This window comes from Streptomyces fildesensis, assembly GCF_016107395.1.
Classification (GTDB): domain Bacteria; phylum Actinomycetota; class Actinomycetes; order Streptomycetales; family Streptomycetaceae; genus Actinacidiphila; species Actinacidiphila fildesensis.
Genome location: NZ_JAAIKO010000001.1, coordinates 41,528 through 60,835, shown reverse-complemented (window position 1 = coordinate 60,835; position 19,308 = coordinate 41,528). Strand labels below are relative to the sequence as shown.

At 70.8% G+C, this 19,308-nt stretch carries 16 protein-coding genes; 11 read left to right on the top strand and 5 right to left on the bottom strand.

The window, feature by feature from the left end; genetic code table 11:
• Window positions 1-9 precede the first annotated feature (9 nt).
• Complete coding sequence (locus C6N31_RS00215; protein WP_232484645.1) at window positions 10-900, bottom strand: AurF N-oxygenase family protein; 891 nt, start codon at window positions 898-900, stop codon at window positions 10-12.
• Window positions 901-1,072: 172 nt separating this feature from the next.
• Here C6N31_RS00215 and C6N31_RS00210 point away from each other — a divergent pair, with 172 nt between their 5' ends.
• The 3 genes from C6N31_RS00210 (at window position 1,073) to C6N31_RS00200 (ending at window position 4,265) form a co-directional block, all read left to right on the top strand.
• On the top strand, window positions 1,073-2,188 hold the full coding sequence (locus C6N31_RS00210) for a ferritin-like domain-containing protein (protein ID WP_138350872.1): 1,116 nt from the start codon (window positions 1,073-1,075) through the stop codon (window positions 2,186-2,188).
• A gap of 60 nt (window positions 2,189-2,248) precedes the next feature.
• Window positions 2,249-3,388 (top strand): CapA family protein, encoded by a 1,140-nt coding sequence (locus C6N31_RS00205; RefSeq protein WP_138350871.1) that lies wholly within the window; start codon window positions 2,249-2,251, stop codon window positions 3,386-3,388.
• Between the two features lie 106 nt (window positions 3,389-3,494).
• On the top strand, window positions 3,495-4,265 hold the full coding sequence (locus tag C6N31_RS00200) for a polysaccharide deacetylase family protein (protein WP_138350870.1): 771 nt from the start codon (window positions 3,495-3,497) through the stop codon (window positions 4,263-4,265).
• Window positions 4,266-4,304: 39 nt separating this feature from the next.
• Here the strand turns inward: C6N31_RS00200 and C6N31_RS00195 are convergent, their stop codons facing one another.
• Together C6N31_RS00195 and C6N31_RS00190 are read right to left on the bottom strand one after the other, a co-directional pair.
• A complete protein-coding gene (locus C6N31_RS00195; protein ID WP_198356988.1) occupies window positions 4,305-5,756 on the bottom strand; it encodes a penicillin-binding transpeptidase domain-containing protein in 1,452 nt (483 codons plus the stop codon).
• Window positions 5,753-7,102 (bottom strand): FtsW/RodA/SpoVE family cell cycle protein, encoded by a 1,350-nt coding sequence (locus tag C6N31_RS00190; RefSeq protein WP_138350868.1) that lies wholly within the window; start codon window positions 7,100-7,102, stop codon window positions 5,753-5,755. The genes C6N31_RS00195 and C6N31_RS00190 overlap by 4 nt, the downstream gene beginning before the upstream one ends.
• A 96-nt stretch (window positions 7,103-7,198) precedes the next feature.
• On the opposite strand from C6N31_RS00190, the gene C6N31_RS00185 reads away from it, so the two are divergent.
• The 3 genes from C6N31_RS00185 to C6N31_RS00175 all read left to right on the top strand — a co-directional run bounded on the left by C6N31_RS00185 (window position 7,199) and on the right by C6N31_RS00175 (window position 9,277).
• Window positions 7,199-7,852: a pentapeptide repeat-containing protein gene (locus C6N31_RS00185; RefSeq protein ID WP_138350867.1), complete on the top strand. Its 654-nt coding sequence runs from the start codon at window positions 7,199-7,201 to the stop codon at window positions 7,850-7,852.
• A 23-nt stretch (window positions 7,853-7,875) separates the two neighbouring features.
• Window positions 7,876-8,364 (top strand): glutathione peroxidase, encoded by a 489-nt coding sequence (locus C6N31_RS00180; RefSeq protein ID WP_138350866.1) that lies wholly within the window; start codon window positions 7,876-7,878, stop codon window positions 8,362-8,364.
• Window positions 8,365-8,644: 280 nt separating this feature from the next.
• On the top strand, window positions 8,645-9,277 hold the full coding sequence (locus tag C6N31_RS00175) for a hypothetical protein (RefSeq protein ID WP_198356987.1): 633 nt from the start codon (window positions 8,645-8,647) through the stop codon (window positions 9,275-9,277).
• A 303-nt stretch (window positions 9,278-9,580) separates the two neighbouring features.
• On the opposite strand, the gene C6N31_RS00170 is transcribed toward C6N31_RS00175, so the two are convergent.
• Both C6N31_RS00170 and C6N31_RS00165 read right to left on the bottom strand, forming a co-directional pair.
• Window positions 9,581-9,772 (bottom strand): hypothetical protein, encoded by a 192-nt coding sequence (locus tag C6N31_RS00170; protein ID WP_138350865.1) that lies wholly within the window; start codon window positions 9,770-9,772, stop codon window positions 9,581-9,583.
• A gap of 154 nt (window positions 9,773-9,926) precedes the next feature.
• Window positions 9,927-10,934, bottom strand: a complete 1,008-nt coding sequence (locus C6N31_RS00165; protein ID WP_138350864.1) for a helix-turn-helix transcriptional regulator — start codon at window positions 10,932-10,934, stop codon at window positions 9,927-9,929.
• Between the two features lie 384 nt (window positions 10,935-11,318).
• On the opposite strand from C6N31_RS00165, the gene C6N31_RS00160 reads away from it, so the two are divergent.
• From C6N31_RS00160 to C6N31_RS00140, 5 genes are read left to right on the top strand one after another with little or no spacing between them, the layout of a single operon-like run.
• Window positions 11,319-13,139, top strand: coding sequence for a fatty acyl-AMP ligase (locus C6N31_RS00160; protein ID WP_198356986.1), 1,821 nt, complete (start codon window positions 11,319-11,321; stop codon window positions 13,137-13,139).
• The gene (locus C6N31_RS43530; RefSeq protein WP_307811121.1) at window positions 13,133-14,914 is read left to right on the top strand and encodes an acyl-CoA dehydrogenase family protein; all 1,782 of its coding nucleotides are present in this window, start codon (window positions 13,133-13,135) and stop codon (window positions 14,912-14,914) included. Before C6N31_RS00160 ends, C6N31_RS43530 begins: the two co-directional genes overlap by 7 nt.
• A 38-nt stretch (window positions 14,915-14,952) precedes the next feature.
• Entirely contained in the window at window positions 14,953-15,246 is a 294-nt protein-coding gene (locus C6N31_RS00150; RefSeq protein WP_138350861.1) for an acyl carrier protein, read from the top strand.
• Entirely contained in the window at window positions 15,246-18,281 is a 3,036-nt protein-coding gene (locus tag C6N31_RS00145; protein ID WP_198356985.1) for a type I polyketide synthase, read from the top strand. Before C6N31_RS00150 ends, C6N31_RS00145 begins: the two co-directional genes overlap by 1 nt.
• Window positions 18,278-19,297: a 3-oxoacyl-ACP synthase III family protein gene (locus C6N31_RS00140; protein ID WP_198356984.1), complete on the top strand. Its 1,020-nt coding sequence runs from the start codon at window positions 18,278-18,280 to the stop codon at window positions 19,295-19,297. Before C6N31_RS00145 ends, C6N31_RS00140 begins: the two co-directional genes overlap by 4 nt.
• The last annotated feature ends 11 nt before the right edge of the window (window positions 19,298-19,308 follow it).

Below are 19,308 nucleotides of genomic sequence, written 5' to 3'. Positions count from 1 at the left end.
ACGGGTCGTTCAGGCGAGCAGGCCCGAGGCGCGCCACAGCCGGCGGCCGGGGCCGCGCAGCACGTCGATCTCCTCCAGGAACTCGACGAGCCGCTTCGAGGACTGCAGCATGACGTCCCGGCGGTGGCCGCTGGCCTTCACCTGCGCCATCGCGTAGGCCGGGTTCAGCCCGACCGCCGCGTACACCTTCGGGCTGACCAGCGAGCCCGCCACGATCCTGGCGGTCTCCCCGGAGGTCAGCCGGGTGAGCTCGCGCTCCCAGCGCGGGGCGGTCGACATCTGGCGGGTCAGCTCCTCACGGGCGTACCGCACGTGCCGGGCCTCCTCGACCACATGGATGCGGGTCACCCCGCGCACCAGCGGCTGGACACGCTCGTCCGGGAAGGTCAGCCGCTGCATCCAGTCGAGGATCTCCTCGACGAGCAGCGTCCCGGTGAAGGCGCCGGGCGTCGTCGAGTACGTCTTCAGGATCCGGCCGAGGTGCAGATGGAGCTTGCTGGGCCGGTAGACCGGGGTGCCGGACTTCTTGACCAGCCGGCCGAACATCATCGAGTGCCGGCACTCGTCGGCGACCTCGGTCAGCGCGTACCGGACGTGCTGGCTGGTCGGGTCGAGGGCGTAGATGTGCCGGGCGAGCAGCTGCATCAGGATGATCTCGAACCAGATGCCCATCGAGGCGATGCTCGCGCCTTCGTGCCGGCTCAGCTCGATCCGCTGCTCCTGCGACATGTGCTTCCACAGCGGCGTGTCGTAGAGCGAGCACAGCTCCGGGGGCCAGAACCACTTGCCGTCCTCGAACGGGGCGTCCCAGTCCAGCTCGGTGTCGGGGTCGAAGGAGTGCTTGGCGGAGGCGTCGAGCAGCCGCTCCGCGACCTTCTCGCGCTCCGTGATTTTGGTCATGATGGGGGCCATACGCTTATGAGACTGCGTGTCAGCAAGGACGTCAATCCCTCGCGCAGAACTTGTTGACCCGGCGGTAACCGGCGTGTGAGTCTGCGAACGACCGCCAACGACCGCACGGCCAACGACCGGACCCCGTAACGAATTTCGGGCGAGCCACGAGGAGGCGTCAGTGTCGACGCACGAGCTCTACACGACAGCACCGACCGAAGCGCTCTGGGAGGTCACGGCGAGCGGCGCGGCCCGCTTCTCCTGGGAGTACGACGACGGGCGCGACCGGCTGCTGGCCCTCTACCAGAAGGGCAAGGACAAGCAGTGGGACGCCGTCCGGAGGATCGACTGGGACCTGGAGGTCGATCCCTACGACCCGCTCGGCGTCCCGGACGAGGCGCTCACCGTCTACGGGACCCGTTACTGGGACAAGATGGACGAACAGAACAAGAAGGACCTGCGACGGCACTACGCGTCCTGGCAGTTCAGCCAGTTCCTGCACGGCGAGCAGGGCGCCATGGTCTGCGCGGCCCGCATCGTCGAATCCGTCCCCGACCTGGACGCCAAGTTCTACTCCGCGACCCAGACCATGGACGAGGCCCGGCACGCCGAGATATACGCCCGGTTCCTGCAGGAAAAGGTCGGGATGCTGTATCCGATCAATGATTCCCTGCAGGGCCTGCTCGGCGACACCCTGCGCGATTCCCGCTGGGACATGCCCTATCTCGGAATGCAGGTCCTCATCGAAGGACTCGCCCTCGCCGCGTTCGGCATGCTCCGCGACACCACGGACAAACCGCTGCCCAAGCAGATCCTGGCCTACATCATGCAGGACGAGGCCCGGCACGTCGCTTTCGGGCGGATGGCCCTGCGTGACTACTACCAGCAGCTCAGCGACGGTGAACTCCGGGAACGTGAGGAATTCGTCATCGAGGGCTGCTATCTGATGCGCGACCGGCTGCGCGGGGTCGAGGTCCTGGAGAACTTCGGAATCCCGCGAAAGGACTCCGAGGAACTCAGCGAGAACTCCGAGTACCTGCACCTGTTCCGGAAACTGCTCTTCAGCCGGATCGTGCCCTGTGTGAAGGACATCGGTCTGTGGGGCCCCCGGCTGCAACAGGCCTATGTCGACATGGGCGTCTTCGACATGGGCGACTCCAGTCTCGATCTGCTCATGGCCGAGGACGAGGAGATCGCCGAGAAGCTCGACGCCGAGCGCTTCGCCGCCGAGGAGTCGGCCCGCGTCGCGGAGGTCGCCGACGCGATCACCCTCGGCTCGGGAACGGAGACCGCCTGAATCCCGGGGAGAGTTCCCAGGACGTCAAGAACATCTGCTCGGGAGTCGTACGCTTGCTCGATGCTTGAAGGACCGAGAGCGCGACGGCGCGTACGCATGGCGCTGGGGCTCGCACTGCTGACCCTCAGCGCCGCCTGTGGATCCGGCTCGAAGCCGTCGCCCGAGGTACTGGCGCCGGTGTCCGCCGCGCCCACCGCACAGGTCGACGGCCTGCCCGAAGGCTCGGTGGCGCCGGAGGCGACGACACCGGCCGCACCGGGGACGATCACCCTCGCGTTCGGCGGCGACGTGCACTTCACGGAGCGTACGCAGCCCCGGCTGGTCAACGGGATGACGGAGCCGGCGATCGGTCCGCTCTCCAAGACCCTCGCGGCGGCCGACTTCTCCATGGTCAACCTGGAGACGGCGATCACCACGCGGGGCACCCCGCAGCCCAAGACGTACCACTTCAGGACCCCCGCCACCGCGCTCGACGTCCTCAAGAAGTCGGGCGTGGACGCGGTCTCGATGGCGAACAACCACGCCGTCGACTACGGCGCGCAGGGGCTGACGGACACCCTCGCGGCGGTCAGGGACGCGCCGATCCCGGTCGTCGGCATCGGTGCGAACGAGGCCCAGGCCTACCGTCCGTATCTGAAGACGATCCGCGGGGTGAAGCTCGCCGTCCTCGCGGCCAGCCAGGTGCAGGACATCACCAACCAGAACTGGCGCGCCACGGCGTCCAAGCCGGGCATCGCCTCGGCACTGGAGCAGACCAAGCTGGTGGCGGCGGTCAAGGCGGCGAAGAAGAAGGCCGACGTCGTGGTCGTCTATCTGCACTGGGGCACCGAGGGGCAGTCCTGCCCGGGGCCCGAGCAGAAGTCCATCGCGGCCAAGCTGGCGGCGGCCGGGGCCACCGCGGTCGTCGGCACGCACGCACACGTGATGCTGGGCTCCGGGATGATGCGGCAGACCTATGTCGCCTACGGCATGGGCAATCTGCTCTGGTACGGCACCTCGCCCTACCCGAACTCCAACGACACCGGCATCACCACCCTGACCATCGCCAAGGGGAAGGTCGCGGGCGAGCGCTTCACGCCGGCCTTCGTCGACAACCACGGTGTGCCCATGCCCCAGGAGGACGCCGGGGCCAAACGCATCAACGACCGCCGCGCCGGGCTGCGCGGCTGCACGGGATTGTCAGCGGCGCCGAAGAAGTAGGAACCGCCGCGCTGTCACCGGCATCTATCACTGCAGATGTACGGGGGTTTGGCTGTGTGTTCAGTCCTGCCGTGCTGCGACGCGACGAGAGAAGGGGACTCAACCCATGGCGCGACTCACCGCGAGCCAGCGGAACGTAGCGATAACCGTTGCCTCGGTCATCGCCCTGATAGCCGCGATAGCCGGTGCCCTGGCGGTGTCCGGATACAACAAGGCACAGGCGGACGCGAAGGAGTCCAAGCCCACGGTGGACGCCAAGCCCGCCCGGCCGGTGCCGATCGAGATCGTGCACATGCCGGAGAGCGGCGGCAAGGCCGTCAACATCACCATCGACGACGGCCCCGACCCCACCTGGACGCCCAAGGTGCTCGAGGTGCTGAAGCAGAACGATGTGAAGGCCGTCTTCTGCGTGATCGGTCCGCAGGCGAAGGCCCACCCCGACCTCATCCGGCAGATCGTGGCCGCCGGACACCGGCTCTGTGACCACTCGATGACGCACGACACGGGGATGGACAAGAAGTCCGAGGCGTACCAGAGCCAGGAGATCCTCGACGCGCAGCGGATGATCGAGGAGGCCTCCGGTGGTGTGAAGGTGCAGTACTGGCGGGCCCCGGGCGGTGCTTTCACCCCCTTCAACCGCAAGCTCGCCGCGGCGCACGGAATGCGGCCGCTCGGCTGGAACGTGGACTCCAAGGACTTCGAGAAGCCCGGTGTCGGCGCCATCGTGAGCACCGTCAAGAAGGAGGTGGCGGGCGGTCCGACCCTCCTCTTCCACGACGGCGGCGGTAAGCGCGAGCAGACGGTCGCGGCCCTGGAGAAGGTGCTTCCGTGGCTGAAGCAGCAGGGCTACGCGTTCAGCTTCCCGAAGATCTACTAGACCCCGCAGCCCCGCAGCCCCGTTCAGCGGTGGCGCCGGTCAGCCCAGGACGGCCCGCATGACGTCGCGGGCGATGGGGGCCGCGCTGCCGCCGCCGGAGATGTCGGCCCGGACGGCCTCGGCGTCCTCGACGACGACGGCCACCGCGACGGCCGGCTGGCCGGCGGCGGACTTGGCGTAGGAGATGAACCAGGCATACGGCATGCCCTTGTTGCCGACGCCGTGCTGGGCGGTGCCGGTCTTGCCGCCGACCGTGATGCCGGGGATGGCCGCGTTGGTGCCGGTGCCCTTGGTGACGACGGCCTCCATCATCTGCTGGAGCCGGACGGCGGTGCCGGAGCTGACGGCCTGGTGCAGGAGGCGGCCGGCGGCCGCGGCGACCGTGACCCCGTTGGAGTTGGTGATCCGGTCGACGAGGTACGGGGACATCAGCTCACCGCCGTTGACGACCGCCGCCGCGACCATCGCCATCTGCAGCGGGGTCGCGGTGGTGTCGAACTGGCCGATGGACGACAGGGCGACCTGGTCGGGTCCCATCCTGGTGTCGAAGTTGCTCGGGGCGACGCTCGGCGGGATCCGCAGCCGGTGGTCGTTGAAGCCGAACGCCTGCGCCTGCTTCACCATCCCCTTCAGCCCGACGTCCACGCCGAGCTTCGCGAAGACGGTGTTGCACGAGACGGTGAAGGCGACGAGCAGGGTGGCGTCGGCGCAGCCCGCCGCCTCGTTCTCCAACTGGGTGGTGGTGCCGGGCAGCGTGTAGGGCTCGGGGGTCTTCGTCGGGGCCTTCGGATCGGTGACCTTGCCCGACTCCAGGGCCGCGGCGGCGGTGACGACCTTGAAGGTGGAACCCGGCGGGTATGTCTGGCGGATCGCCCGGTCCAGCATCGGCTGCTCGGGATCGGAGGTGAGCCGGGCCCACTCGGCGTTGACGTCACGGCCGGTCCCCGCGATCCCCGAGGGGTCGTAGGAGGGCGTGGAAACCAGCGCCAGGATCCGCCCGGTGGCCGGGTCGAGCGCGGCGACGGCGCCCGTGCGGTCGCCGAGCCCGGTGAAGGCGGCCTCCTGGGCGGCCGGGTTGATGGTGGTGTGGACGTCACCGCCCTTCTGCCGGGCGCGGGTGATCTCGTTCCACAGCGGCAGCGAGGCCAGCTGCGGGTCCGTGCCGGACAGCACGGCGTCCTCGGTGCCCTCCAGCATCCTCGTGCCGTACAGCTGCGACACATAGCCCGTGACGGGCGCGTACAGCGGCCCCTGGGTGTAGGTGCGCAGATACGTCAGCTGGTCGTCGGTCTCCCGGTAGCCGGTGACGGGCCTCCCCGCGACGAGGATGTCGCCGCGCGGCTGGTCGTAGCGGGCGATCATCGCGCGGCGGTTGGCCGGATTGGCGTTGAACGAGTCGGCCTGGAAGATCTGCACCCGGCTGGTGTTGATCAGCAGCGCGACCAGCAGGACCAGACAGCAGGCGGCGGCCCGCCGGATGTAGCGGATCACCAGGCACCCGCGTCCGGCAGGGGACGGCGCGCGCTGTCGCTGAGCCGGATCAGCAGCGCGACGATGATCCAGTTGGTGACGACGGACGAACCGCCCTGGGCGAGGAACGGCATCGCCATGCCGGTGAGCGGGATCAGGTCCATCACCCCGCCCGCGATCACGAAGACCTGCAGGGCCAGGATCGAGGCGAGGCCGATCGCCAGCAGCCGGCCGAACGGGTCGCGCAGCGCCAGCCCCGCCCGGTAGCCGCGGGCCACCAGCAGCGCGTAGAGCACGAGGAGCACCGTCAGCCCCGCCATGCCCAGCTCCTCGCCCACCGTGGAGAGGATGAAGTCGGACTTGGTGGCGAAGCCGATCAGATACGAGTGGCCCTGTCCGAGGCCGGTGCCGAGCATGCCGCCGGCGCCGAAGGCGAACAGCGACTGGGCGAGCTGGTTGGGTCCGTCGCCCGCCTCGATGCTGGCGAACGGGTGCAGCCAGTCCTCCACCCGCGCGTGGACATGCGGTTCGACCGCACCGACGGCGAAGGCGCCGAGCGCCGACAGCAGCAGCCCCACCGCGATCCAGCCGGTCCGGCCGGTCGCGACGTACAGCATCACCACGAACAGCCCGAAGAAGAGCAGCGAGGTGCCCAGGTCCCGCTCCGCGATCAGCAGGCACACGCTGAGCAGCCAGATCGTCACGATCGGGCCGAGCACCCGGCCGGTGGGCAGCTGCAGCTTCCAGAAGGTGCGGCCGGTGTACGCCAGGGCGTTGCGGTTGGTGGCGAGATACGCGGCGAAGAACAGCGCGAGCAGGATCTTGGCGAACTCGCCCGGCTGGATCGAGAAACCGGCGACCCGGATCCAGATCTTGGCGCCGTTGATCGCCGGGAAGGAGATCGGGACGACCATGAGGAACAGGGCCGCCGCGCAGCAGACGTACGCGTAGCGCGACAGCACCCGGTGGTCGCGCAGCACCAGGACCACCGCGATGAAGAGCCCGATGCCCAGCGTCGACCAGACCAGCTGGGTGGGAGCGCCCTCGGCACCGAGCACCGGCTCCAGATCGAGCCGGTAGATGAGGACCAGCCCGACCCCGTTGAGCAGGACGGCGATCGGGAGCAGCAGCGGGTCGGCGTAGGGCGCGCGGGCCCTGACCGCGACATGGGCGAGCAGGGCCAGCACGCCGAGCCCCGCTCCGTACCCCGCCGCGTCGGGCGGCACGGCGCCGTTCCTGGCCAGTCCCACTTCCGCGTAGCCGTACACCGAGATGAGAACCGCACCGATCAGCAGGGAGAGCTCCACGCCGCGCCGCTTCGGCAGCAGCACGAGGGGCGGGGGAGCGTCGGTGGTCGTTGCGCTCATGGGCTGCAACGTAGCAAGCGGCGGGGCCAATGTCCCTTATGTGACCGATGGGCACCGCGAGCCCCGCTGTCGGAGCCGGGACGTAGGCTGCAGGATGTGACACCACCCGAGGAGCTCGCCGACCTGCGCTACGCCGACCTGCTGCGCCCGCACGAGGGCGGCCTGGAGGTCGACGAGCGGTACGACACCGTGCACTTCGACCGGCTCACCTTCGAGGACGAGAAGGCCTCGGGGGCACACTTCCTCGAGTGCGCCATCACGGACTGCAGCTTCACCGGCACCCCGCTGCGCGGCGCCCGGTTCAACGACGTCTGGGCGCAGGCCACCCGCTTCACCGGCACCGCGCTCGCCGAGTCCTCCTGGCTCGACACCACCTTCTCGGCGTGCGCCCTGGCGGGCATCGAGGCGTACGGCTCGGTGCTGCGGCGGGTGGTGTTCCGCCAGTGCAAGTTCGACTCGGTGAACCTGCGGGCCACCACGCTGCACGACGTGGTCTTCGAGGACTGTGTGCTGCGGGACGTCGACCTCGGCGGCGCCAAGCTCACCGGGGTGACCTTCCCCGGCACCCGGCTGGAGCGCGTCCACCTCGCCCGCGCCACGCTGAAGAAGACCGATCTGCGCGGCGCCACCACCCTCGAACTCGCCGACGGCCATGAATCGCTCAAGGGTGCCCTCATCACCACCCTCCAGCTCTTCGACCTGGCCCCGGTGCTCGCCCAGACCCTCGGCATCACCGTCAAGGACAAGTAGTCAAGGACAAGTAGGAGACCCCTGTGAGCCTGTACGACATCCCGCTGCGCACCCTGTCCGGCGAGCCCGCCTCGCTGGCGGACCAGCGCGGCAAGGCGCTGCTCATCGTCAACGTCGCCTCCAAGTGCGGTCTCACCCCGCAGTACGAGGGCCTGGAGCGGCTGCAGCAGCGGTACGCGGAGCGCGGCTTCACCGTGCTCGGTGTGCCCAGCAACCAGTTCGCCGGCCAGGAGCCCGGCAGCGCGGAGGAGATCCAGACCTTCTGCTCCACCAGCTACGGTGTGAGCTTCCCGCTCCTCGAGAAGGCGGACGTCAACGGCGAGGAGCGGCACCCGCTGTACACCGAGCTGACGCAGGCGAAGGACGCCGAGGGCGAGGCCGGTGACGTGCAGTGGAACTTCGAGAAGTTCCTGATCGGCCCGGACGGCGAGGTGGCGGGAAGGTTCCGGCCGCGCACCGAGCCCGAGGCCGCTGAGCTGGTCGAAGCCATCGAAGCCGTGCTGCCCGCCTGACCTCGCAAGATCGCCTCGGGGGCTCCTAAGGGCGAGGCCACGCCATGGCGCGATCCGGCACGTTGGAACTCATTGTCCGGGTGGTCGCTCTCCTGCTTTTCTCTTCTTACCGCCTCGGCGAGGAAGGGACAGCGGAGTGCAGGAGAGCGAATTCCGTACCGGGCATCTATGCGTGGACACGGATCCTGCGCTGTGCCTCCCCTGCCAGGAGCGGTTGGATCGGCAACTCGCCTTGCTTCCCCGGGTATATGGCGAGTTGGAGGCTGCGCTCGTTCCGGCTGTGGACGGTGGCGACCGTGTCACCGCAGGTGGCCGGCCCGGCATCCCGCTGAACGGGCCGGCTGTCGATGCGCGCGCCGACATCCGAGGCACCCTCGCCTCCTGGGCCGATCTGATAGTCGAGGGCCGCACCGTCCGCCTCCCCCTGCGGACGGTGCCGGCCCTCGCCGCATTCCTACGACGCCATCTGGCGTGGCTGGCCGTCCACCCCGCGGCCGAGGACGCCGCGGCCGAGGTCGACGCACTCGTGCGCCGCTGCATGAAGATCGCCCGACCCCGTCTGGAGCGCCGTATCCCCGTTGGCCCGTGCATCGTGCAGTCCTGCCCCGGCCGCCTCACCGCCGTCGTCCGTGAACCCGGTTCCACGCTTCCCCCGGCTGTGGAGTGCGATACGGAGCGCGCGCATGTCTGGCCGCCGGAGCGCTGGCGCGCCCTGTACCGGGGCCGGGCCTGTGACGGGGTCCCGCCCGGGCTCAGCGCCCGCGAGATCTCCTCGGCCTGGCGGATTCCCGCAGGCACCGTCTACTGGCTCGCCAATGAGCACCAGTGGCGGCGCAAGCGCGACGGGCGGCAGGTCTTCTACGCCCAGGAGGACGTGCTGCGGACGCTGGGCCGCGACCGCCTCACGGGCTGAGCGCGCCCCGGCCTGCACGGAGCGGACCCGGGCCGGCGACGGTCCGTGAGCGGCCGGGCGAGAACGGCTGAAAAGATTCGGTGCCGGCTGGCCGGGAACGGCCCCTCATGGCTGAAAAGGCACCCTTGCCTCGTGCCGCACTCCGTAACCCGCGTAACCACGCATCCGGGCGGCCTTCCGAGCGACATGGCTGAAAATCGCTGTCGCTCTGGCCGAAACGCGTCCGGACGTACACAGCGCTGTACGGCCCGCGGCGTAGCCGCGAGCCGTACAGCGCTGTGGGGGAGGGGGGAAGGTCTGTTGTCAGGCAGTCGCCGAGGCGGGCACCCAGATGGCGGGTGCTGCTGTCTGGTCCCACAACTCCGGGCTGGCGCTCTGTGACGTGCGCTGCGACTCCGTGCCGGAGTCATGCGTCGCTGCCATGGCGGTCCCGCCGACTGAAGAAAGGGCGAGCACCAGGGCTGCGACCGCAGTGATCTTGGTCAGGTGCTGCATGCTCGACATCGTGATCCTTGTCTGGGAAGGCAGGAGATTGCTCACGGGTTCGGGATGCCCTTGTAGCAATGCCAGAGTGCCAAAAATGGACGGCAAGTGGCCAGTTAGGGCAGGTGCGTAAGTGCGCAATGGCGCGAATCGGAAGGTCATGAGGTCAGATGAACCCATGAGTGACGGCGAGGACGCCGGCCTGGAACCGGCTCTCGGCCTGCAGGTATCTCATGACCTCGGAGACCAGGCGGCTCACCGTACGCAGTGAGATCCCCAGTTTCCTGGCGATCCGCTCATCGGTGAGTCCATTGGCCAGGAGACGCATGGCGGTGCGGTGCTGTTCGGTCAGCTCGCTCGCGGAGTCGAACCGGTCAGCCACTTTGGTCGAGTACGGCACGGAGCGCAACCAGCAGTCCTCGTAGAGGGCGCTGTAGGTACGGACCAGCGCCCTACCGCGGACCAGGAGCGCGGCTTCCGACGGGTTGTCGGGGTTGGCCGCGAGGATCGCGGTGTGCATGTCGCCGATGCTCAGGTCCAGCGGGACCTGGGGCGCCAGCCGGACCTCCACACCCGCGGAGGCCAGCTCGGAGAGGTACTTGCGCTGCCGCGGCGCCGAGTTGATGCCCTGGGTGTAGATCGCCTGCACCCGGATACCGCGTTTGACCATGTCGGCGTCGCCCTGCAGGGACTCGGCCAGTACCTCGGCCGGCGGCAGCGGCCCCGGATGCATGGACCGCGAGCGGGTGGTGAGGGTGGCGTAGTAGTCACCGACCATCTGCCGCTTGCGGCCGTCACCGGTGATGATCTCGACCTCGACCTTGGCCGCGTCCCGCTGGACCGCGGGACGGTAGCGCTCCATCAAGGACTCCGACGCCCTGACGATCGCGGTCAGCTCTTCACGCTGCGCCTGCAGTGCGGCCCGCTGCCGGTCCAGCAGGCTGATCAGCGCGGTGTCCGGATCCACGGGGTCGACCTCCTCCGGGCTGCGTCCGGCGCGAATCAGCCCCAGCTCCCGGAGCTCAGCCCAGCCGGTCGCCGCCTCGGTGGCGGTGAGACCCAGTCGTGCCGCGGCCGTCGCCGGTGGGCACGACCCCTGATCACGCAATGCCTGGTACAAGGCAAGACCGACATCGTCGGATTCCGCCGCCCCGCCTCGAACAGTCACAGCCATGGCTACCCCCTCACCCAGAGGCGACTTTAGCAACGGTTGTGCCATATGCCAGCGGCCCGCTGCCAGCAGATGGCCGGTCATCGCGGTCGCACGTCGCCGCCGGGCCGCTGTGGCCGGGCCCCGGGGGCGGGGGGAGGAAACACTGTCCGGAATGCCGGGCTCCGCACGGCTCCTCCAGGAACTGCCGGGGGTCCGCTCCGCAGGATCGGTGACGCACGTCACCAACCTCCAATCCATCCTCTTGGCCGCTGGTCGGCCGTGTCAACCGGTTCACGCAACCGCTGCTTTAGCCACTCGACCGATCCTCCAACGACATGTGCGGGACCCGTTCCACGCCGGTCTGTCAGCGGACCGGTGGCTGCGCCGCGAGGGGATGTCGAGGGGATGTCATTGTCAGGCTTCGCCACTTTCACCGAGCTTGTCCTGGAACGGGCCGCGGAGCTCGCCGACGCGGACGCCCATGTCTTCCTCCGGGACGCGGGACCGGCCATGGCGGCCGAGCATCTGACCTACGCGGAGCTGGACCGGGAAGCGCGGCGGATCGCCTCCGTCCTGCAGCTGCACGGCGTGGAGGGGCAGCCGGTGCTGCTCCTGTACCCGACGACGGCCGAGTTCCTGAAGGCGTTCATCGGCTGCCTGTACGCCGGAGCGGTGGCCGTGCCGGCGCCGCTGCCCGGTGACGCCGGCCAGGAGAAGCGGCTGAGCCGTACCTCCGCGGTGATCCGGGACTCCGGAGCGAAGCTGGTGCTCACCGACCGGGCCAACGCGCCGGACATCGCGCTGTGGCTCTCCCGGGCCCGCCGCGAGGACGTGGTCTGCCTGGCCACGGACAACACCGGCTTCGGCGACCCGGCCGCCTGGCAGCCCGTCGCGGCCCGCCCCGACGACCTGGCGTTCCTGCAGTACACCTCGGGCTCGGTCTCCGACCCGCGCGGCGTCATGGTCTCGCACCGCAACCTGATGGCCAACGAGGCGGCCATCGCCCGGTCCCTGGGCACCACGTCGGAGGACCGGTTCGGCGGCTGGCTGCCGCACTTCCACGACATGGGCTTCATCGCCCACCTGCTGCACCCGCTCTGGCTGGGCAGCTCCTCGGTGCAGATGTCGCCCACCTCCTTCATCAAGCGGCCGGTGCGCTGGCTGCAGGCGATCGACGAGTACGGCGTGACCGCGGGCGGCGGCCCCAACTTCTGCTTCGAACTGTGCCTGCGCCGCGTCACCGACGAGCAGATCGCGGCGCTCGACCTGTCCCGCTGGCGGCTCGCGCTCAACGGCGCCGAGCCGGTCCGCGCCGACACCCTCAAGGCGTTCGCCGAGCGCTTCGCCCCCGCCGGGCTGCGGCCCCAGGCGCTGTACCCCTGCTACGGGCTGGCCGAGGCCACCCTCATCGTGTCCGGCGGCGTCCCCGACGCCCCGTTCACCGAGAAGCAGGCGGACACCAAGGCCCTGGAGCGCGACCAGCTGGCGGCGGCCGAGCCGGGCAAGCCGCAGCGGACCCTGGTCAGCAGCGGACAGGTCACCGACTTCGACGTACGGATCGTGGACCCGGCCGGCTACCGGGAGCTGCCGGCCGGCGCCGTCGGTGAGATCTGGCTGCGCGGCGACAGCGTCGCCCAGGGCTACTGGCGGCGGCCGGAGGAGTCCGACGCGACCTTCCACGGCACCCTGAACGACGGCGAGACCGGGTTCCTGCGCACCGGGGACCTGGGTGTGCTGGAGGACGGCGAGCTGTTCGTCACCGGCCGTCTCAAGGAAGTGATCATCATCAACGGGCGGAACGTGTACCCGCAGGACGTCGAGTTCGCGGTGCGCGCCATCAGCCCGGCGCTCGCCCACGGTGCCGGAGCCGCCTTCAGCGTCGAGGCCGGGCGCGAGCAGCTGGTGGTGGTGCAGGAGGTCAAGGGCGAGGGCGCGAGTGCGGCGAGCCTGCGCGCACTGGCTCAGCAGGTGCAGGCGATGATCGGCCAGGACTTCAACATCCCGGCGGGCAACGTCCTGCTGGTCCGGCCGGGCACGGTCCGCAGGACCACCAGCGGCAAGGTGCAGCGCACTCTGATGCGGCAGCTGTTCCTCGACGGCGAACTGCGCGGCGAGTACGAGGCGCTGGACCCGGCCGTGCACGCCGAGGTGCGGGCCCGCGACACCCTGCTCGGCGAGGACCTGCTGCAACCGGAACCCGCCGGTGGGAGAGGCAGGCCGTGGTGACCAGGCCCGCGACCGGCGGCCCCGCCGCCCTCGCCGAAGCACCCGCACCGCAGCAGCGTGAGGCTGCGGTGCAGGCGCGCGTCGCCGAACTGGAGGCGCTGCTCGGCGATCCCACCGATCCCGGCAATCCCTGCGGCTACCACGCGGTGCTGAACGCCGACCGGGCGGCGGTGCCGTTCACCCGGGGCGAGGCGCTGCTCGACGACTTCGGGATGAACCGCGAGTTCGTCCCCAGCAGGCTCGGCGGCCGGCTGGACTCCATCGACACCCTCGTCCGCGTCATGCGCCCGGTCTTCCGGCGGGACGTCGGGCTCGGCATGAGCTACGGGATGATGTCGTACATGGCCGCCTCCGACGTCTGGATGGCGGGCAGCGACGAGCAGCAGGAGTGGCTCGCCGGTTCGATGCTGCGGGGCGCGAAGGCGGCCATCGCGCAGCACGAGACGGCGCACAGCAACCAGCTGGTCCGCAGCCAGGTCGCGGCGCGGCGGGCGGACGGCGGCGGGTTCCTGCTCAGCGGCGGCAAGCCGGTGATCAACAACCTGGCCCGTTCCGAAGCCCTGGTGCTTTTCTGCCGCACCGACCCGGCGCCCGGCAGCCGCAGCCATTCGGTGCTGCTGCTGAACCCGGGCGAGCTGCCCGTGGACCGCTCCAGGATCGTGCCGCACCAGATGCCGGTCGGACTGCGCGGCAACGCCTTCGCGGGGCTGGAGTTCGACGACTGCCCGGTGCCGGAGTCCGCGCTGCTCGGGCCGGTCGGCAGCGGTATCGAGACGGCGCTGCGGTCCTTCCAGATCAGCCGTACCGTCATCGCCGCGACCGCGCTCGCGGCCGTGGACACCAGCCTGCGCACGGCGGTCCGCTTCGACCACGAGCACCGTGGCGGCGGCTGGGCCGGCGCCCGTTCCGACGCGCAGCGCACCGACGCCGCCGCGACCGGAGCCTTCGTCAACCTGCTGCTGTACGACAGCCTGGCGCTCGTCGCGATGCGCGCGATCCATCTGCTGCCGACGCAGACCAGCGTGTACTCGGCGGCGCTGAAGTACCTGCTGCCCCGGATCCTCACCGAGACGATGTACGACCTGTCGATCGTGCTCGGCGCCGGGTTCTACACCCGCGAGGGCACGCTGGGCATCTTCCAGAAGCACGTCAGGGACGTGCCGGTGCTCAGCCTCGGGCACGCCGGATCGGTGGCCTGCCAGGCCACCGTCATCCCGCAGCTGCACCGGCTGGCCCGGCAGTCCTGGTTCGTCGAGGACGACGCGCCCGCCGGGCTCTTCCGGCCGCGCGCCGAACTGCCGCCGCTGCACACCGAGTCGCTCAGCCTGGCCTGCGGCCGCGACAGCCTCAGCGCGTCGCTGCTGTCGGTCGCCGCCGCGATTCCGGGCCGCAGCCCGGTGGAGAAGGCGCTGCGCGGGCTGGCCGGGCAGTTGGTGGAGGAGTTCCGCGATCTGCGCGACCGGGTCCTGGCCCTGGAGCCCGCGGACCGCACCACCCCGGTGGGTCCTGCCTCGTTCGCCCTGATGGACCGGTACGCGCTGCTGCTCGCGGCGTCCGCCGTGCTGGGGGTGTGGCGGCACAACCAGGACGGCTCCGACCCGTTCCTGGCCGACCCGGCCTGGGCGGCCGCTGCCTTGCACCGCATCGCGCGGCGGCTGGGCGCGAAGGTCCCCGATCTGCCGGGGGAGTGCGAGACCCGGCTCCGGCACGAAGTCCACGTCCGTTTCAGCGCCCAGCGCAGCTACGACCTCTACAACACTCCCATTCCCGGCTGACGGTTCATGGGCCTGACGCGTACCCAAGGAGTCCAGCGATGACCGCTCCGACGACCCGGCACAGTGCTGTGCTCGCCGACAACCTGCACCGTGGCTGGTTGCTCGACCGGCTCGCGCTCTACCTCAACCGCCCGGCCGACAGCATCGACCCGACGGTGCCGCTGGCCGAGTTCGGCATGGACTCGGTGGCCGCGCTGAGCCTGTGCGGTGACCTGGAGGACCAGTTCGGGCTGTACGTGGAGCCCACCCTGCTGTGGGACCACCCGACGGTCGAGAGCCTCGTCGGGTACATGGCAGTGGAGATCCCACGGGTCGGGGAGGACAACCGCTGATGGACTCCATCGCCATCGTCGGGCTCGACTGCGCGTTCCCCGGAGCGCCGGGCAGCGACGCGTACTGGGACCTGCTGATGCGCGGCGGCGACGCCGTCGGCGACATTCCGGAGCAGCGCTGGAACCCCCGCGACTACGCCTCGCAGGAGCCCGGCGCCGTGCACTCGGAGATGACGCGCGGCGGCTTCATCGACGACGCGGACGCCTTCGACAACGACTTCTTCTCGGTGGCGCCGCGCGAGGCCGCCGCGATGGACCCGCAGCACCGGCTGCTGCTGCAGTGCGCCTGGCGCGCCCTGGAGGACTCCGGGCGGGCCCCGGGCGCGCTGGCCGGCACGGACGCCGGTGTCTTCGTCGGGGTGATGGGCGGCGAGTGGGGCCGGCTGCGGATGGGCGACCACACGGAGATCACCCCGCAGCTGGGCGCGGGCAGCAGCGCGGGGATGACCGCCAACCGGATCTCGTACCACCTGAACCTCACCGGGCCGAGCCTCGCCGTCGACACCGCCTGTTCCTCGTCGCTGGTCGCCGTGCACCTGGCCGCCAACGCGCTGCTGTCCGGCGAGTGCGACACGGCGCTGGCCGGCGGGGTGAACCTGGTGCTGTCCCCGGCGCTCGGCATCGTCTACACCCAGTTGGGGCTGGCCTCCTCGGACGGCCGCTGCCGTCCGTTCAGCGCGGACGCCGACGGCATCGCGCGCAGTGACGGCGTCGGCCTGGTCGTGCTGCGCAGGACCGCGGACGCGCTCGCCGACGGGCAGCGGATCTACGCGGTGATCCGCGGCACCGCGGTGAACCAGGACGGCCGCAGCAACGGTGTCACCGCCCCCAACCGCTGGTCGCAGCAGAAGGTCGTCGAGGCCGCGTACCGGCGGGCCGGCGTCACCCCGGAGCAGGTCTCGTTCATCGAGGCGCACGGCACCGGCACGGTGCTGGGCGACGCCATCGAATGCGCGGCGCTGGGCACGGTGCACGGTGTGGAGCGCGCCGAACCGTGCGCCATCGGCTCCGTGAAGGGCAACCTCGGGCACACCGAGGGCGCGGCGGGCATCGCGGGGCTGATCAAGGCGGCGCTGGCGCTGCACCACCGGATCGTCCCGGCCAGCCGGTTCGCGGACCGCGAGAACCCGCAGCTGCGGCTCGCGGAGCGCGGGCTGCGGCTGCTGAAGTCGCCGCTGCGGCTGCCGCCCGGCGAGGCCGTGGCCGGGGTGAGCAGCTTCGGCATGGGCGGTACCAACGCGCACGCGGTGCTCGCCACCGCGCCCAGGACCAGGAACAAGGCCGTCGGGTCCGGCGTCCGGCGGGACACGGCCGCCGGCGCGGCGGGCGTCTTCACCCTCACCGGCGACACCCCGGAAGCGCTGCGCCGCAATCTCGCGGACCAGGCGGAGGCCGTCGCGAAGCGGCCGCGCGGCGAGGCGGCGGCGCTGTGCTGGAGCAGCAACCGGATCAAGACCGGGCTGCCGTTCCGCTTCGCCCTCACCGCCCGCGACACCGCGGAACTCGCCGCGGGGCTGCGGCAGGCCGCCGGGCAGGACCTGCCCGGCGGGGTCGCGCACCGGCCGTGGAGCCGGCCCGTGGTGGCGTTCCTCTTCACCGGCCAGGGCAGCCAGTTCCCGGCGATGACCGCAGGGCTCCACCGTGACTCCGCCGTGTACCGGCACTTTCTCGACGAGGCCGACGCGGCCCTCGCCCCGCACACCGGGGGCTCCGTCCGCGATCTGATCCTGGGTGGTGAGCAGCGCATTCACGAGACCGGCACCGCGCAGCCCGCCCTGTTCGCGGTCGGCTACGCCCTGGCCCGTACCCTCACCGAACTCGGCGTCCAGCCTGCCGCCGTGCTCGGCCACAGCATCGGCGAGTACCCGGCGGCGGTGCTCGCCGGAGTGCTGAGCCTGGACGAGGCGGCCCGGCTGGTGGCCGTCCGCGGCGCGCTCATGCAGGAACTCCCCGCGGGCGGCGGCATGCTGGCGGTCAACGCGAGCCCCGCCGATCTGCGGAGCCTGCTCGACGACGAGCCGCAGGTGGGCCTCGGCGCGGTCAACGGGCCCGCCGACGTGGTGCTGTCCGGCGCCGTGAAGGCGCTGGAGCGGATCGCGGAGATCCTGCGCTCGCGGGGGGTGCGGACCAGGGCCGTACCGGTCTCGCACGCCTTCCACTCACCGCTGATGGCCCCGGCGCTGTCCCGGTTCGCGGAGACGGCCGGCACCGTCGCCGCCGCGCCGCCACAGGTGCCGCTGGCCTCCACCCGCTACGGGCGGATGCTGCGCGACGAGCCGATGGACGGCGCGTACTGGACCGGCCAGGCGGCCGAGCCGGTGCTCTTCTCGTCCGCGCTGGGCGCGCTCAACGAGGCGCTGGCACCCACCCATCTGATCGAGATCGGCCCCAAGCCGCAGCTGCTGCCGCTGGCGGGACGGGCCGGGCTGCGCGGGGACATCGAGTTCCTGCACCCGGCGCCGGGCGCCGAGGCGTCCGGCCGGGACCTGGCCGAACTGGTCGCCGCGCTCTACCGGGCCGGACTCGACCCGGAGTGGGACGCGCTCTACGCACCGCGGCAGCGCACGGCCGAACGGCTGCGGCCGTATGTGTTCTCGGACCGGCACCGCTTCTGGAACCGGCCGGCCGAGCCGTCGGAGCAGACCGCCAGGAGCCCGAAGGCCGCCGTACGCCCGGGGGAGCCGGTGCTCTCGCTGGGCCCCCCGGCCGCGCTCCCGGCCGAGTTCGCCGAGCCGGCGGACGCTCCACCCGCCCGGCTGGACGCGCTGTCGCAGGAGCGGGACCCGGTGCTGGCCGCCGTCGTCGAGGCCGTCGCGGAGGTCGGCGGCTATCCGCTGGAGCAGGTGGTGGCCTCGGCGCGCTTCTACGAGGACCTGGGATTCGACTCGGTGATGATCATGCAGCTCAAGGACCGGATCGAGGCGCGGCTGTCGAGCGCCGGCGAGATCTCCGTACAGCAACTCCTGCCCGCGCTGCGGTCCGTCGGCTCGCTGGCTGAGTTCCTGACCGAGTGCGTCAGCGTGCGTACGCCATGACCGGGACGACGGCGTACCTCGCCTCCACCGGTACAGCGCTGCCCGGAGCGCCGGTGGACAACAGCACCCTGGGGAAGCTGCTCAGCGTGAGCGAGGAGTGGATCGACATCTTCGTCGGCACCAGGACCCGGCACTTCGCCTGGGACCTGGCCACCGGCGAGGTCCACCAGAGCCTCACCGACCTGTGCGCGGAAGCCGGGGACCTGGCCATCGCCGGCGCCGGACTCGACGCCTCCGACATCGAGTTCCTCGTCCTCGCCACCGCGACCCCCGACACCCTGCTGCCGACCACCGCCGCCCGGGTCGCCGACCGGCTCGGGCTCAACTACCTGCCCGCGTATCAGCTCCAGGCCGGCTGCTCCGGCGCGGTGCAGGCCATCGACCTGGGACGTTCGCTGATCGCCGGCGGCTGCGGAGCGGGGCTGGTGATCGGCGGGGACGTGACCAACCGCCATCTCGACCTGCGCCGCGACCTGAGCCGGATGCCCACCGAGGAGCTGGTGAACTACGTGCTGTTCGGGGACGGCGCGGGCGCCGCCGTCCTCACCGCGGAGCCGGCCGGGGAACGGGTCGCGCTGCGCGGGGTGCTCAACCGCTTCGCCGGGCTCGGCCGGCCGCCCGGCCAGATCATCGACTGGTACGGGATCACCGACCGGCACACCGAACGCCAGATGATCTCCGAGGACTACAAGGAGATCGAGGAGAGCGTCCCCGTCATGGCCGTGGAGATCCTCTGGGACCTCCTGGGCCTGCTGGACTGGGGCATCGGCGACCTCGACTTCCTGCTGCCGCCGCAGCTCTCCACCCGGATGACCCAGCGCATCGTCGAGCACCTGGCGGTGCCGGGGGCCCGCGAGATCAGCTGTGTCTCCGACACCGGCAACACCGGCAACGCCCTGCCCTTCCAGCAGATCGAACGACTGCTGCCGGAACTGCGGGTCGGCCAGCGGGCGCTCACCATCGCGGTGGAGTCCAGCAAGTGGATCAAGACCGGGCTCGCTCTGGAGAAGGTCTGAGAAGGTCTGAG

Coding starts and splice junctions, on each gene's coding strand:
- C6N31_RS00215 (WP_232484645.1), bottom strand. CDS start 900: ATGACCAAAATCACGGAGCGCGAGAAGGTCGCGGAGCGGCTGCTCGAC.
- C6N31_RS00140 (WP_198356984.1), top strand. CDS start 18,278: ATGACCGGGACGACGGCGTACCTCGCCTCCACCGGTACAGCGCTGCCC.
- C6N31_RS00170 (WP_138350865.1), bottom strand. CDS start 9,772: ATGCAGCACCTGACCAAGATCACTGCGGTCGCAGCCCTGGTGCTCGCC.
- C6N31_RS00160 (WP_198356986.1), top strand. CDS start 11,319: ATGTCATTGTCAGGCTTCGCCACTTTCACCGAGCTTGTCCTGGAACGG.
- C6N31_RS00145 (WP_198356985.1), top strand. CDS start 15,246: ATGGACTCCATCGCCATCGTCGGGCTCGACTGCGCGTTCCCCGGAGCG.
- C6N31_RS00205 (WP_138350871.1), top strand. CDS start 2,249: ATGCTTGAAGGACCGAGAGCGCGACGGCGCGTACGCATGGCGCTGGGG.
- C6N31_RS00200 (WP_138350870.1), top strand. CDS start 3,495: ATGGCGCGACTCACCGCGAGCCAGCGGAACGTAGCGATAACCGTTGCC.
- C6N31_RS00190 (WP_138350868.1), bottom strand. CDS start 7,102: ATGAGCGCAACGACCACCGACGCTCCCCCGCCCCTCGTGCTGCTGCCG.
- C6N31_RS00165 (WP_138350864.1), bottom strand. CDS start 10,934: ATGGCTGTGACTGTTCGAGGCGGGGCGGCGGAATCCGACGATGTCGGT.
- C6N31_RS00150 (WP_138350861.1), top strand. CDS start 14,953: ATGACCGCTCCGACGACCCGGCACAGTGCTGTGCTCGCCGACAACCTG.